Source organism: Streptomyces venetus, from assembly GCF_039540295.1.
Classification (GTDB): domain Bacteria; phylum Actinomycetota; class Actinomycetes; order Streptomycetales; family Streptomycetaceae; genus Streptomyces; species Streptomyces venetus.
Map to the genome: position 1 here is coordinate 790,562 of NZ_BAABET010000001.1, position 14,174 is coordinate 804,735.

At 72.2% G+C, this 14,174-nt stretch carries 11 protein-coding genes; 9 read left to right on the forward strand and 2 right to left on the reverse strand.

Annotation, left to right across the window (positions count from 1 at the left end):
- Positions 1 to 124: 124 nt before the first annotated feature.
- Positions 125 to 1,573 (forward strand): MFS transporter, encoded by a 1,449-nt coding sequence (locus ABEA82_RS03435; RefSeq protein WP_345660116.1) that lies wholly within the window; start codon positions 125 to 127, stop codon positions 1,571 to 1,573.
- Between the two features lie 143 nt (positions 1,574 to 1,716).
- On the opposite strand, the gene ABEA82_RS03440 is transcribed toward ABEA82_RS03435, so the two are convergent.
- Positions 1,717 to 2,364: a dihydrofolate reductase family protein gene (locus ABEA82_RS03440; RefSeq protein WP_345659828.1), complete on the reverse strand. Its 648-nt coding sequence runs from the start codon at positions 2,362 to 2,364 to the stop codon at positions 1,717 to 1,719.
- Between the two features lie 250 nt (positions 2,365 to 2,614).
- Between ABEA82_RS03440 and ABEA82_RS03445 the strand changes: the two genes are divergently transcribed.
- The 7 genes from ABEA82_RS03445 (at position 2,615) to ABEA82_RS03475 (ending at position 11,986) form a co-directional block, all read left to right on the forward strand.
- The gene (locus ABEA82_RS03445) at positions 2,615 to 3,634 is read left to right on the forward strand and encodes a LacI family DNA-binding transcriptional regulator (RefSeq protein WP_345659829.1); all 1,020 of its coding nucleotides are present in this window, start codon (positions 2,615 to 2,617) and stop codon (positions 3,632 to 3,634) included.
- Complete coding sequence (locus tag ABEA82_RS03450) at positions 3,631 to 5,151, forward strand: sugar ABC transporter ATP-binding protein (protein WP_345659830.1); 1,521 nt, start codon at positions 3,631 to 3,633, stop codon at positions 5,149 to 5,151. The genes ABEA82_RS03445 and ABEA82_RS03450 overlap by 4 nt, the downstream gene beginning before the upstream one ends.
- A complete protein-coding gene (locus tag ABEA82_RS03455; protein WP_345659831.1) occupies positions 5,141 to 7,093 on the forward strand; it encodes an ABC transporter permease/substrate-binding protein in 1,953 nt (650 codons plus the stop codon). Before ABEA82_RS03450 ends, ABEA82_RS03455 begins: the two co-directional genes overlap by 11 nt.
- Positions 7,094 to 7,170: 77 nt before the next feature.
- Complete coding sequence (locus tag ABEA82_RS03460; protein ID WP_345659832.1) at positions 7,171 to 8,073, forward strand: ribokinase; 903 nt, start codon at positions 7,171 to 7,173, stop codon at positions 8,071 to 8,073.
- Complete coding sequence (rbsD, locus tag ABEA82_RS03465; RefSeq protein WP_345659833.1) at positions 8,070 to 8,459, forward strand: D-ribose pyranase; 390 nt, start codon at positions 8,070 to 8,072, stop codon at positions 8,457 to 8,459. The genes ABEA82_RS03460 and rbsD overlap by 4 nt, the downstream gene beginning before the upstream one ends.
- A 927-nt stretch (positions 8,460 to 9,386) precedes the next feature.
- Positions 9,387 to 11,573 (forward strand): bifunctional polysaccharide deacetylase/glycosyltransferase family 2 protein, encoded by a 2,187-nt coding sequence (locus ABEA82_RS03470; protein ID WP_345659834.1) that lies wholly within the window; start codon positions 9,387 to 9,389, stop codon positions 11,571 to 11,573.
- Positions 11,574 to 11,668: 95 nt separating this feature from the next.
- Positions 11,669 to 11,986 carry a hypothetical protein gene (locus tag ABEA82_RS03475; protein WP_345659835.1) on the forward strand — a complete coding sequence of 106 codons (318 nt, stop codon included), beginning with the start codon at positions 11,669 to 11,671 and terminating at the stop codon, positions 11,984 to 11,986.
- A 210-nt stretch (positions 11,987 to 12,196) separates the two neighbouring features.
- On the opposite strand, the gene ABEA82_RS03480 is transcribed toward ABEA82_RS03475, so the two are convergent.
- The gene (locus tag ABEA82_RS03480; protein ID WP_345659836.1) at positions 12,197 to 12,697 is read right to left on the reverse strand and encodes a GNAT family N-acetyltransferase; all 501 of its coding nucleotides are present in this window, start codon (positions 12,695 to 12,697) and stop codon (positions 12,197 to 12,199) included.
- Positions 12,698 to 12,858: 161 nt separating this feature from the next.
- Here ABEA82_RS03480 and ABEA82_RS03485 point away from each other — a divergent pair, with 161 nt between their 5' ends.
- Entirely contained in the window at positions 12,859 to 14,049 is a 1,191-nt protein-coding gene (locus ABEA82_RS03485; RefSeq protein ID WP_345659837.1) for an AAA family ATPase, read from the forward strand.
- Positions 14,050 to 14,174 lie beyond the last annotated feature (125 nt).

Below are 14,174 nucleotides of genomic sequence, written 5' to 3' on the forward strand. Positions count from 1 at the left end.
GGCCGCGTGCTGAATCGCTGAAACCCCGCCCCCGCCGGCGACGCCGAACACCTCGCGTCCCGCGGGTACGGAACTCTCCCCCGGCCCGAGCGGAAATGCCAACCGCTGGAGGGCGCTCGTCTTCATCGCGCTCGCGCAGCTCATGGTCGTGCTCGACGCGACCATCGTGAACATCGCCCTGCCCTCCGCCCAGGCCGACTTGGGCATCTCCGACGGCAACCGGCAGTGGGTGGTCACCGCCTACGCCCTCGCCTTCGGCGGTCTGCTCCTGTTCGGCGGCCGGATCGCCGACCTGTGGGGCCGCAGGCGCGCCTTCCTCATCGGCCTCCTCGGCTTCGGCGCCGCCTCCGCGCTCGGTGGCGTGGCCACCACCGGCGCGACGATGTTCGGAGCCCGCGCCCTCCAAGGCCTGTTCGGTGCGGTCCTCGCCCCCGCCGCGCTGTCCCTGCTCGCCGTCATGTTCACGGACGCCAGGGAACGCGCCCGGGCGTTCGGCATCTACGGAGCGATCTCCGGCGGAGGCGGCGCCGTCGGCCTGATCCTCGGCGGCTTCCTCACCGAATACCTCGACTGGCGCTGGACGTTCTTCGTGAACATCCCGTTCGCCCTCGTCGCCGCGGCCGGCACCTGGCTCGTCATCCGCGAGCCCGAAGGCGGCCGCAACCGTTCCCCGCTCGACATCCCCGGCGTGCTCCTGTCCGCGCTGGGCCTGGTCTCCTTGGTCTACGGCTTCACCCGTGCCGAATCCGACGGCTGGAGCGACGCCGTGACCATCGGCCTGTTCAGCGCCTCCGCGGTCCTGCTGCTCGCCTTCGTCGTCACCGAGGCCCGCGTCAAGGCCCCGCTGCTGCCCCTGCGCGTGATCACCGAACGCAACCGCGGCGGCGTCTACCTCTCCCTCGGCCTCGCCATCATCGCCATGTTCGGCATGTTCCTCTTCCTCACCTACTACCTACAGGTCGTCAAGGGATACACGCCGGTCAGGACCGGCTTCGCCTTCCTGCCGCTGATCGCGGGCATGATCGCGGGATCCACCCAGATCGGCGCCCGCCTCATGCCCCGGGTCGCGCCACGCCTGCTGATGGGGCCCGGCTTCCTCACCGCGGCGGCCGGCATGCTCCTGCTCACCCAGCTGGAGACCGGTTCCTCCTACACCGGGCTGCTCCTGCCCGCGCAGCTGCTCCTCGGCCTGGGCATCGGAACGGCGTTCATGCCGGCCATGTCCCTGGCCACCTACGGCGTCCAGGCCCGCGACGCCGGCGTCGCCTCCGCCATGGTCAACACCTCCCAGCAGGTCGGCGGCGCGATCGGCACCGCCCTGCTGAACACCATCGCCGCCTCGGCGACCACGGCCTACGTCGCCGACCACATCGCCGGCGCGACCAGCCGGTCCCAGCAGCAGGTCGTCCGGCTGGAGGGCATGGTCCACGGCTACGCCGACGCCATCTGGTTCGCCGTCGGCATCCTCGTGGTGGCCGCCGGTATCGCCCTGACCCTCGTCACCGTGGGCCGATCGGCAACCGGCTCGCCCACGGACGAGGCGGAGACGCACCTGCCGGTGAGCACACACTGACAGGCCCCCTCCCCCTGCCTCCCTGCCATGCCTCCCTGTCCTGCCTCGCGGCACGCGAAGCCGCCGCCGTCGGCGGCACCGGCGCTGAGCTGATCAGCTCACCACCGCGTGCCCGCCGGTCGGCAGCCCCCCCACCCGGCGCCTCACTTCCTCCAGAACAAGTGGTGCGTCACCCCGCTCGGGCTCGGCACGACATCGCAGTGGAAGCGGTCGAGCAGTTCCTCGGGCGACTCCCAGAGCCGTGAACCGGACCCGAGCTTCACCCCCGGCGAGACCGCCACGTGCAGCGTGTCGACCAGATCGGCGTCGAGGAACTGCCGGACGACGGTGGCGCCGCCGCCGAGCCGGACGTCCTTGCCCTGCGCGGCCTCCCGCGCCCGTTCCAGGACCTCGGCCGGGGTGCCGCCGACGAAGTGGAACGTGGTGTCGGAGAGCGTGAACGACGGGCGCTCGTGGTGGGTCATGACGAACACCGGCGTGTGGAAGGGGGGTTCGTCGCCCCACCAGCCCTTCCACTCGTGGTCCCGCCAGGGGCCGCGCTGGGGGCTGAACTTGTTGCGGCCCATGATCTCGGCGCCGATGTTGTGGTGGAAGTCGCGCACCAGGTAGTCGTCGAGGCCGCGGCTCCCGCCCGGGTCGGTGCGGTTGGGCCAGCTCGCCGTGGCCCCGGCCCACGCGAACATCGTCGCGGGGTCGGCGTGGCCGAACGGCCGCTCCAGGCTCTGGCCCTCACCGGCGCCGAATCCGTCGCTGGAGACGTTGAAGTTCTGCACGCGCAGCAGTTGCGTCACGGGGATCTCCTTCTGTGGTCGATGAGGGTGAGACCGCTCCCGCCGGCAGAACTCATCGGCAGTTCGAAAAAAAGGGCCTCCTCTTCCCACCCTGAACCGCCCGGGAGGCCCCCGCGACATCACGATCCGGTTTCGAGGTGCCGCCGGGGTCTTGATTTACCGCCGTGTAATCGATTCCATCCACCCGTCGATGTAATCGATTCCACGGAGTCCGGGACGGGCTCCGGTTCCACAAGGAGGTGGAGCGGCGATGGCGAGCATCAAGGACGTCGCTGCCGAGGCGGGGGTCTCCGTCGCCACGGTCTCGCGCGTCCTGAACGACCACCCGTCGGTCAGCGCCGAGGCACGCGCACGCGTGCTGGCCGCCGTCGAGGCCCTGGGCTACCGCCCGAACGCCGTCGCCCGCTCCCTGCGCACCGACCAGACCCACACCCTCGGCCTGGTCATCAGCGACGTGATGAACCCTTACTTCACGGAACTGGCCCGCTCCGTCGAGGAGGAGGCCCGCGCGCTCGGTTACAGCGTGATCATCGGCAACGCCGACGAGCGGCCCGACCTCCAGGACCACCACGTGCGGAACCTGCTGGACCGGCGGATCGACGGGCTGCTCGTCTCCCCCACCGACGGCGGCTCGCCGCTGATGCTGGACGCCGCGCGGGCCGGGACGCCCATGGTGTTCGTGGACCGGTGGATCCCGGGTGTGGACGTGCCCGTGGTGCGGTCGGACGGGCGGGCCGCCGTGCGGGACCTCGTGGCGCACCTGCACGGACTCGGGCACCGGCGGGTGGCGATCATCGCCGGGCCGGCGGCGACCACGACCGGCCGGGAGCGTGTGGACGCCTTCCGGGACGCGCTCGCCGCGTTCGGACTCGAACTGCCCGGCGCCTACATAGGGCAGGGCGACTTCCAGGCCGAGAGCGGGCGCCGGGTCACCGAGGGGTTCCTCGACCTGGCCGAGCCGCCCGAGGTCGTGTTCGCCGCCGACAACCTGATGGCGCTCGGCGCGCTGGACGCCGTACGCGCGCGTGGCCTGCGCGTGCCGGACGACGTCGCGCTGGCCGCGTTCGACGACATCCCGTGGTTCGTGCACACCGATCCGCCGGTCACCGCGATCGCCCAGCCGACGGGCGAGCTGGGGCGTGCCGCGGTGCGCGCGCTGGTCGACCGGATCGAAGGGCGGCCCGGCGCGTCCGTCACCCTCCCCGCCCGGCTCGTCGTACGCCGCTCGTGCGGCGAGAACCCCACCCAAGTGCAAAGGAGCACGACGTGAGCGACGCGGACGAGTTGCTGCGCATCGAGGGCATACGGAAGACCTTCCCGGGGGTGGTCGCGCTGGACGGCGTCGACTTCGACCTGCGCCGGGGCGAGGTGCACGTCCTGCTCGGTGAGAACGGTGCCGGCAAGAGCACGCTGATCAAGATGCTCTCCGGCGCCTACACGCCCGACGGCGGGCGGATCCTGGTGGGCGGCGAGGAGACGCGCATCCAGGGTGCGCAGGACTCCGAGCGGCTCGGGATCGCCACCATCTACCAGGAGTTCAACCTGGTGCCGGATCTGACGGTCGCCGAGAACATCTTCCTGGGGCGGCAGCCGCGCCGCTTCGGGATGATCGACCGCAAGCGGATGGAGGCCGACGCCGAGGTCCTGCTGAAGCGGGTCGGTGTGCACGTGTCGCCCCGCGCGCGAGTCCGGGAACTCGGCATCGCGCGGCTCCAGATGGTCGAGATCGCCAAGGCGCTCAGCCTCCGGGCGCGGGTGCTGATCATGGACGAGCCGACCGCCGTGCTGACCTCCGAGGAGGTCGAGAAGCTCTTCGCGATCGTGCGCACGCTGCGCGAGGACGGCGTCGGGATCGTGTTCATCACCCACCACCTGGAGGAGATCGCCGCCCTGGGCGACCGGGTGACGGTCATCCGGGACGGCAGGAGCGTCGGGCAGGTCCCGGCCTCCACCCCGGAGGACGAGCTCGTACGGCTCATGGTGGGGCGGTCGATCGAGCAGCAGTACCCGCGCGAACGGGCCGACCGGGGCGCCGCGTTGCTCACCGTCGAGGGGCTGACCCGGGACGGTGTCTTCCACGACGTCAGCTTCGAGGTGCGCGCCGGTGAGGTCGTCGGCATCGCGGGGCTGGTCGGCGCGGGCCGTACCGAGGTCGTGCGGGCCGTGTTCGGGGCGGACCCGTACGACAAGGGGGCCGTGAAGGTCTCCGGCGCCTCGGTCGCCAAGCACGACGTCAACGCGGCGATGTCCGCGGGCATCGGCCTCATCCCGGAGGACCGCAAGGGCCAGGGCCTGGTGCTGGACGCGTCGGTCGAGGAGAACCTCGGGCTGGTGACGCTGCGCTCGGCCACCCGCGCGGGGCTCGTCGACCTCAAGGGCCAGCGCGAGGCCGCCGAGCGGATCGCCAAGCAGCTCGGCGTGCGGATGGCGGGCCTCGGCCAGCACGTGCGCACCCTGTCCGGCGGCAACCAGCAGAAGGTCGTCATCGGCAAGTGGCTGCTCGCCGAGACCAAGGTGCTGATCCTCGACGAGCCGACGCGCGGGATCGACGTCGGCGCCAAGGTCGAGATCTACCAGCTCGTCAACGAACTCACCGCCGCCGGGGCGGCCGTCCTGATGATCTCCAGCGATCTGCCCGAGGTGCTCGGTATGAGCGACCGGGTGCTGGTGATGGCCCAGGGGCGGATCGCGGGCGAACTCTCCGCCGACGAGGCGACCCAGGACGCCGTGATGGCGCTCGCCGTAAGCAACCCCAGCACTGACAAGGAGGCCTCCCGTGGCCACTGACACGCTCAAGAGCACGACGGGCGCGGGAGCCGCCTCGGGCGGCCTGCGCCGCCTGCTGCTCGACAACGGAGCGCTCACCGCGCTGATCGTCCTCGTCGTCGCGATGTCGGCGCTGTCCGGCGACTTCCTGACGACCGACAACCTCCTCAACGTCGGTGTGCAGGCCGCCGTCACCGCCGTCCTCGCCTTCGGCGTCACCTTCGTGATCGTCTCGGCGGGCATCGACCTGTCGGTCGGCTCGGTCGCCGCGCTGTCGGCCACCGTGCTCGCGTGGAGCGCCACGTCGGCCGGCGTCCCGGTGTTCGCCGCCGTCCTGCTGGCCATAGCGACCGGTGTCGTGTGCGGCCTGGTCAACGGCATCCTGATCTCCTACGGCAAGCTGCCGCCGTTCATCGCGACGCTGGCCATGCTGTCGGTGGCGCGCGGTCTGTCCCTGGTGATCTCCGAGGGCTCGCCGATCGCCCTGCCCGGCTCGGTCTCGCACCTCGGGGACACGCTCGGCGGCTGGCTGCCGGTGCCGGTGCTCGTGATGATCGTGATGGGGCTCGTCGCCGCGTTCGTGCTCGGCCGGACCTACATCGGCCGCTCGATGTACGCGATCGGCGGCAACGAGGAGGCCGCACGGCTGTCCGGCCTGCGCGTGAAGAGGCAGAAGCTCGCCATCTACGCCTTCTCCGGCGTGTTCGCCGCCGTCGCGGGTGTGGTGCTCGCCGCCCGGCTCTCCTCCGCGCAGCCGCAGGCTGCCGACGGCTACGAGCTGGACGCGATCGCCGCGGTCGTCATCGGCGGGGCGTCCCTGGCCGGTGGTACCGGCAAGGCGTCCGGCACGCTGGTCGGCGCGCTGATCCTGGCCGTGCTGCGCAACGGGCTGAACCTGCTGAACGTGTCGGCGTTCTGGCAGCAGGTCGTCATCGGCGTCGTCATCGCGCTGGCGGTGCTGTTCGACACGCTGCGGCGCAAGGCGGGGGCGACGCCGGGGGCCGCCGGCGCGTCTCAGGGAGGCAAGGGCAGGCAGGCGGCGACCTACGGGCTCGCGGCCGTCGTCACCGTCGCGATCGTCGGCGCCACGTCCTTCCTGCACAACGGCTCCTCCGCCACGAGCAGCCCGAAGATGGGCCTGTCGCTGTCCACCCTCAACAACCCCTTCTTCGTGCAGATCCGGGCGGGCGCCCAGGCCGAGGCGAAGAAGCTGGGCGTGGACCTGACCGTCACGGACGCCCAGAACGACGCCTCCCAGCAGGCCAACCAGTTGCAGAACTTCACCAGCTCCGGGCTCGGCGCGATCATCGTCAACCCGGTCGACTCGGACGCCGCGAGCAACTCGGTGAAGGCCGCCGACAAGGCGGACATCCCGGTCGTCGCCGTGGACCGGGTGGTCAACAACGCCAAGCTGGACACGCTGGTCGCCTCGGACAACGTCGCCGGTGGTGAGCTCGCCGCCAAGTCGATCGCCGAGAAGCTGGGCGGCAAGGGCAAGATCGTGATCCTCCAGGGCCAGGCGGGCACCTCCGCGGCCCGGGAGCGCGCGCAGGGCTTCGCGAACGGCCTCAAGGCCTACCCGGGCATCAAGGTCGTGGCCCAGCAGCCCGCCGACTTCGACCGCACCAAGGGCCTCGACGTGATGTCGAACCTGCTCCAGGCCCACCCGGACGTGCAGGGTGTCATCGCCGCCAACGACGAGATGGCGCTCGGTGCGATCAAGGCCTTGGGTCCCAAGGCGGGGAAGTCGGTCCCGGTGGTCGGCTTCGACGGCACGCCTGACGGACTGAAGGCGGTCGAGGGCGGCACGCTGTACGCGTCGGTGGCGCAGCAGCCGTCCCAGCTCGGGAAGATCGCCGTGGACAACGCCCTGCGGGCACTGGAGGGCAAGAAGGTCGAGGAGACCGTGAAGGTGCCGGTGAAGGTGGTCACCAAGGAGAACGTGGCCGGCTTCAGCGGCTGACATCGGGGAACGGCCGGGCGGTCACACCTGGCGTGTGGCGACCGCCCGGCCATGTCACTCACGTGGGGAGACAACTCATGTACGACTACGACCTCCTGGTCGTGGGGTCGGCCAACGCCGACCTGGTGATCGGTGTCGAGCGCCGGCCCGGTGCCGGCGAGACCGTGCTCGGCTCCGACCTGGCCGTCCACCCGGGCGGCAAGGGCGCCAACCAGGCGGTCGCGGCCGCCCGGCTCGGGGCCCGTACGGCACTGCTGGCCCGGGTCGGCGACGACGCCCACGGCAGACTGCTGCTGGACTCGCAGCGGGAGTCCGGCGTCGACACGGTGGGTGTCCTGGTGGGCGGTGCCCCGACCGGGGTCGCACTGATCACGGTCGACCCGTCCGGGGACAACAGCATCGTCGTCTCGCCGGGCGCGAACGGCCGGCTGACCCCCGAGGACGTGAGCGCGGCCGCGTGCCTGTTCCAGAGCTCCCGGGTGGTCTCGGCGCAGCTGGAGATCCCGCTGGAGACGGTGGTGGAGGTCGTGCGGACCCTGGCGCCGGACAGCCGTTTCGTCCTGAACCCCTCGCCGCCGCGGCCCCTGCCCGGGGAGGTGCTGGCGGCCTGCGACCCGCTGATCGTCAACGAGCACGAGGCGAGGGTGATCCTCGGCGCGTCGGCCGTGGGGGACAACCCCGAGGACTGGGCTCGGATACTGCTCGCGAAGGGTCCGCGGTCGGTGGTGGTCACCCTGGGCGGGGAGGGTGCGCTGGTGGCCTCCGCGGCGGGTGTCTCCCGGGTTCCGGCGGTGAAGGTGGACGCCGTGGACACGACCGGCGCGGGCGACGCGTTCACCGCGGCGCTGGCCTTCCGGCTGGGGGCGGGCGAGTCCCTGGCGGAGGCGGCGGCGTACGCGGCGCGGGTCGGGGCGGTCACGGTGACGAAGGAGGGCGCCCAGGCGTCCTTCCCCACGGCGGCGGAGGTCGCCGGGGCATGAAGAGGACCGGGATACTGAACCGTCATCTCGCCGGTGCGCTGGCCGAACTCGGCCACGGGGACGGGGTGCTGGTGTGCGACGCGGGCATGCCCATCCCCGACGGGCCCCGGGTCGTGGACCTGGCCTTCCGGGCCGGGGTGCCGGCGTTCGCCGAGGTGCTGGACGGGCTGCTGGCCGAGCTGGTGATCGAGGGGGCGACGGCGGCGGCCGAGGTGCGGCAGGCCAATCCGGAGGCGTCGGAGCTGCTGAAGGCGCGCTTGCCCGGGGTGGACCTCGTCTCGCACGAGCGGCTCAAGGAACTGTCGGCCGGGGCCCGGCTGGTGGTCCGCACGGGCGAGGCACGGCCGTACGCGAACGTGCTGCTCAGGTGCGGGGTCTTCTTCTGAACCCCGGAACGGTTTCGAGGGGGCCCGGTCCGTCGACCGGGCCCCCTCGGCTTTTCCCCTCCCGTCAGGAACTCCCCGCGATCCCCCCAGATCCCCCTCCAGAAGTCCTGACACCCACTACGACCCTCGGGGGACGGAAAGGGTTGCACGGCGGAGTAAGAAATTCTTGCCGGACCCCGTCCTGGGGCGGCGTACGCTGAGCCTTATGGTGCTTAATCGTGCCAATCCGGGACATTCGAGGCAGGAAGCGTCGAGTGATCCGGGCCTCCCTGTGTTCGTCGACTCCTCCGGTCGGCGTGCGCGGAACCTGCGGCGCGCCGGCTACGGGCTGGCCGCCTGCGCGGCCACGTACATGGCGGTACTGGGACTGAGCCTGATGGGAGCGACGCCCTTCGCGCCGGGGGCGCTCCTGCCCGGCGACATGGCCGCACCCGCCGCACCGGACCCCCACCTCCCGGGCGGGACGCCCCAGGCACCCGGCCGGCCACCGGCGTCGAACGGCTCGGAGCCCGGCGGTCCTTCGGCGGTCGGCCCCGGCGCCCTGCTCGGTCCGCAGCTCACCACGCCCGGCCCTCCCCTCGTCTCCTTCCTCGTGCCAGGAAACCCGCCGGCGGGCGCACCGGCCTCCCCCGGCCCCGCGGAACCAGCGGCTCCGACGACCCAAGCCCCGCCCTCACCGGCGCAGCCCCCGGCGCCCGGTGATCCCGCCACTCCCACTCCGGAACCCGGCACGGGCACACCTCCCGCCTCACCGCCGCCCTCCCCCGCTCCGCCCACCACCGCCCCGTCCGCCCCACCGACGCCTGAGCCCCCGGCGCAGACGCCGCCACCCGCCACCCAGCCCTCGGGGCCGGCGAGTGGCCCCTCGGGTTCCGGTGCCGCGACCACGCCCCCGTCCTCCGCCCCTTCGGTGGTCGAGGCTCCCTGATGCGGCGGCGCCCTCCCCGGTCCCCCGGCCGCGCACCGAGGCCGCCCGGTCCGCGGCGGACGCGAGCACCGCTGTCCCCGCGGCACCGCTTCCGCCTCCTCGTCCCGCTCGTCCTGCTGGCCTTCGTCGTCTCGGTCCTCCTCGTCGAGGGGTACACCACCCGGGGCTTCGCCGGGGACCAGGAAGGGCGCGGCGGGCGAACGGCCACCGACGTCCCCCGCAGGGTCGTCGACGGCGGGCCGATCGTCGACACCACCGACGATCACCTGCGGAGCTTCCGCGCACCGGACAGGACCGTGGTCCTGACCTTCGACGACGGCCCCGACCCGACCTGGACTCCCCGCGTCCGGGCCGTACTCGACCGCTACGGCACGCCCGGCACCTTCTTCGTCACCGGGCAGCACACCGCCCGGCACCCCGGCATCCTGCGCGCCCTGATCCGCTCCGGCCACGAGATCGGCGTGCACACCTTCTCCCACCCGGATCTGACCAGCCGGTCCGCGAGCGACATCGACCGTGAACTGGCGCTGACCCAACTCGCCCTGGCGGGAGCCGCGGGCATCAACACCTCGCTGATGCGGATGCCCTACTCCTCGACCACCGCCGCCCTCGACAACCCCGCGTGGTCCGTCACCCAGCGCCTGGGCGACAAGGGCTACGTCATGGCGTTCATCGACCAGGACACCAACGACTGGCGGCGGCCCGGCGCCCGGGCGATCGCCGACGCGGCCACTCCGAACCCGCCGGGCAGGGGCGCCGTCATACTCCTGCACGACGCCGGCGGGGACAGGTCGCAGACCGTCGAAGCCCTCGAGATCCTGATCCCCCGGCTGAAGGCCCAGGGCTATCGCTTCGCCACCGTCGCCGACATCGTCGGCTCCGACAGCCTCACCAGCCCCGTCGGCACGGCGCATCTGTGGCAGGGCCGCGTCTTCGTGGCCGCCGTCGCCGTGTCGGGGACGGTGGTGTCGGTCGTCAGCGTGCTGCTGCTGGTGGTGGGTTCGCTCGTCCTCGCACGGTGCGTGGTCCTGATCGTCCTCGCCCGCCGGCACGCCCGCCGCCACCGGCGCCGCGAGACCGGCCCCCGCCGGACCGTCACCCGGCCGGTCAGCGTCGTCGTACCCGCGTACAACGAGAGGCTGTGCATCCCCCAGACGCTCCGCTCCCTCGCCGCGAGCGACCATCCGGTCGAGATCATCGTCGTGGACGACGGATCCCAGGACGGCACCGCCGACCTCGCGGAGTCACTGGCCCTGGCGGACGTCACCGTCATCCGCCGGCCCAACGGCGGCAAACCCTCCGCCCTCAACACCGGTGTCCTGCGCGCCTCCCACGACCTCGTCGTCCTGCTGGACGCCGACACCGTCTTCGCCCCCTCCACGGTCGGCCGCCTCGTCCAGCCGTTCGCCGACCCCCGGGTCGGCGCCGTCGCGGGCAACGCCAAGGTCGGCAACCGCCGGCGTCTGCTCGGCCGGTGGCAGCACATCGAGTACGTCATGGGCTTCAACCTCGACCGCCGCATGTACGACCTGCTGCACTGCCTGCCCACCATTCCCGGTGCCGTGGGGGCGTTCCGCGTCGAGGCGCTGCGGGACGCCGGGATGATGAGCGCGGACACACTCGCCGAGGACACCGACATCACCATGGCTCTGCACCGGGCCGGGTGGGAGATCAGCTACGCGCCGGACGCCCTCGCCTGGACCGAGGCACCGGCCTCGCTGCGGGAGCTGTGGCGCCAGCGCTACCGGTGGAGCTACGGCACGATCCAGGCCGCGTGGAAGCACCGCCACGCGCTGCTCGAACGTGGCCCGGCGGGCCGCTTCGGCCGCGTCGGCCTGCCCTTGCTGGCGGTCTTCCAGATCCTGACGCCCCTGCTCGCCCCGCTGATCGACATCCTGGCCGTCTACGGCCTGGTGTTCGGGAACCCGCTCACCACCGTGCTGGCGTGGAGCGGGGTGCTGGCGGTGCAGGCCCTCTGCGCCGCGTACGCCTTCCACCTCGACGGCGAGAGCCTGCGGCCCCTGTGGGCGCTCCCGCTCCAGCAGATCGTCTACCGCCAGGTGATGTACCTGGTCCTCGTCCAGGCGTGCCTGACCGCGATCAACGGCTACCGGCTGCCCTGGCAGCGGCTCAAGCGCAGCGGGGACGTGGTGCTGCCTCCCCAGCCCTCCACGCGCCGAACGTGAGCGCGCACCCCGGTCGATCGTACGAACGGGTTGAGTTGCCTGCCCGGGGGCCCGTCGGCTTTCTTCCGGGATGCTTTTCAGCTCATGCTGCGATCATGAAATCTACTGGATTGCACTGTGTGCACAGATCTTTCGCCCACTCGGCCGGTGCGGCCGTCATCGCCCTGGGAGCGGTCCTGACCTCCGCCTTGCCCGTCGCGGCCCAGGACGCGCCGCAGCCCGAGAGCGAGCACGTCCTGCTCTACTCGTGCCAGACGACTCGGAAGGAGACCCCGAGCTTCGAAACCGACCTCTGGCGTTTCCTGTTCGGGCCCCGCAACACCACCACGACAGAACAGACCCGGTGCGGCGAGGGCACGGAGGCCCCGCAGGAAGACCCCGGAAACCTCCTTCGCCCCGTGCCGGTCCCCTGACCGGCCGGCGCAACCTCCTTTGCCCGGTACCACCTCGGTGCTCGCAGCGACTTCCGCGGCGGGGACCGCGGACACGCCGCGGCGCCGGGCGCGGCCATGACGTCGGGGTGCCGGACGTTCTGGCCGCGCCGGCGCGTTGACCGGGACGGGTGACCGGAACGGATGGTCCGGGCCGTCCGGGGTCGGCCTCCGTCCTCGTCCTCGTCCTCGTCAGGGACGGCGGGTCAGCACACGCGTGACACCGCCGTCGTCCTCCACGACGTCCCGGACGTGCTCGAACCCGATCCTGCCCAGCAGGCGCAGCGACACGGTGTTCCGCGCGTCCACCGTGGCGTGCACCTCGGTGAGGGCGAGCGCCCCGAAGCCGTAGGCCACGAGCGCCTCCGCCAGCTCCGTTCCGAGCCCGCCGCCCCATGCCCCGGGCGCCAGCGCGTAGACGATCTCGTGACCGTCCACCGTCTCCGTCCGCTTGATCTCCGCGTGCCCCACCAGGAGCCCGCCGCGCCGGACCGCCCACACGTCGAACAGCTCCCGCGCGTACACCTTGCTGAAGATCCGCCCGAACAGGGCACGGTCCGCCGCCTCGGAAGCCGTCCCGTCGCCCATCCACCGGGACACCCTCGGATCCTGGAAGAGCGCCACGAAGCCCTCCTCGTCCGCCGGGGTGTAGGAGTCCAGGAGCAGGCGCGGGGTGCGCAGAGTCGGGGGCACGCCGAGGGACGCTACCCATGAGGGGGCGCGGGCGGCAATCGACTTCCGAGCAGCCCGGGTCACCCCAATCCCCGTCGTTCACACGCCACTTCGTCGTAGGTTCAGGGAGGAACGGGCCGTCTCGTCGGCCCGCCGTGGAACGGGCGAGCGAGGAGTCGGACGTGGACGCGCAGGACACCGCGGGGAGGCTGCGGGCGATCAGCGGCGAGCTGGCGGAGCGGTTCTACGAGCGGGCCGACGTCGTGCGGACCCTGGTGGTGACGCTGCTGGCCGGGCAGCACTCGCTGGTGCTCGGTCCGCCCGGGACGGCGAAGTCCGAGATGGCACGGGAGCTCACCGGCCGGATCGAGGGGGCGGCCTACTGGGAGATCCTGCTGTCGAAGTTCACCGCGCCGACGCGGATGTTCGGACCCATCGACGTCGCCGCCCTGGCCCGGGGCGAGTACCGCCAGGTCTACGACGGCCGTGCCACCACCGCGCACGTCGCGTTCATCGACGAGATCTTCAAGTGCTCCACGGCCGCCCTGAACGAGACGCTGGGCTATCTCAACGAGCGGATCTACCACCCCGAGAACGGCGGCGAGCCGATCCGCTGCCCGCTCATCGGGGCCATCACGGCCAGCAACGAGCTGCCGGGCGAGGAGGACGCGGCCGCCGTCTACGACCGGCTGCTGGTGCGGATCGAGGTCGGGTACCTGGAGGACCCCTCGAACTTCGCCGCGCTCGTGCGGTCCGCCGTCAGACGCCCCGAGGCACCGGCCCGGACCACGGTCGAGCTGGCCGCGTTGCGGCACGCCGTGACCGAAGCCGTCCCCGCCGTGGACGTCCCCGACGCGATCGTCGACGCGGTGTGCACGCTGCGCGCGGCGCTGCGCCGCAAGGAACTCGTCGCCTCCGACCGCCGCTGGCGGCAGGCGGTGGGCCTGCTCCAGGCGTCCGCATACCTCGACGGCCGCCCGGAGGTGGACGGGACGGACCTGTCGGTGCTGACGCACGTGCTGTGGAACTCCCCCGCCGAACGCCCCACCGTCGAGCGCGAGGTGCTGCACCTGGTCAACCCCGACGCCAAGGAGGCGCTCGACCTGGCCGACACCATCGACGAGCTGGAGGCCCAGCTCGACGCCATGGCCGGGCAGTCGCGCGAGGCGCTGAGCGACTGGGTCATCAAGAAGGCCCACAACCAGCTCGCCACGGCGGGGAAGCGGCTGGAGAAGCTGCGCCAGGAGGCGGTGAGCGCCGGCCGTTCCACCGCCGCCATCGACCGGGTCGCCGGACGCCGGCGCGCCGTCCGCGCCCGTGTGCTCACCGAGGCCCTCGGCATGGACGCGAGCATGGTGCAGGCCCAGCTCTAGAACGCCGGGGGAGGCACATCCATGGACGCGACGCCGAGCAGGATCGACGAGCTGGCCGGCCGGGCCGGGGCGTGGCTAGCGCCGCGGCAGGCAACGTTCGCCCCGTCGCGACGCCCGGCACGCTC

Excerpts from the sequence above, each read along its gene's own strand:
- rbsD (WP_345659833.1), top strand. The coding sequence starts at position 8,070 with ATGAAGAGGACCGGGATACTGAACCGTCATCTCGCCGGTGCGCTGGCC.
- ABEA82_RS03460 (WP_345659832.1), top strand. The coding sequence starts at position 7,171 with ATGTACGACTACGACCTCCTGGTCGTGGGGTCGGCCAACGCCGACCTG.
- ABEA82_RS03470 (WP_345659834.1), top strand. The coding sequence starts at position 9,387 with ATGCGGCGGCGCCCTCCCCGGTCCCCCGGCCGCGCACCGAGGCCGCCC.
- ABEA82_RS03475 (WP_345659835.1), top strand. The coding sequence starts at position 11,669 with ATGAAATCTACTGGATTGCACTGTGTGCACAGATCTTTCGCCCACTCG.
- ABEA82_RS03445 (WP_345659829.1), top strand. The coding sequence starts at position 2,615 with ATGGCGAGCATCAAGGACGTCGCTGCCGAGGCGGGGGTCTCCGTCGCC.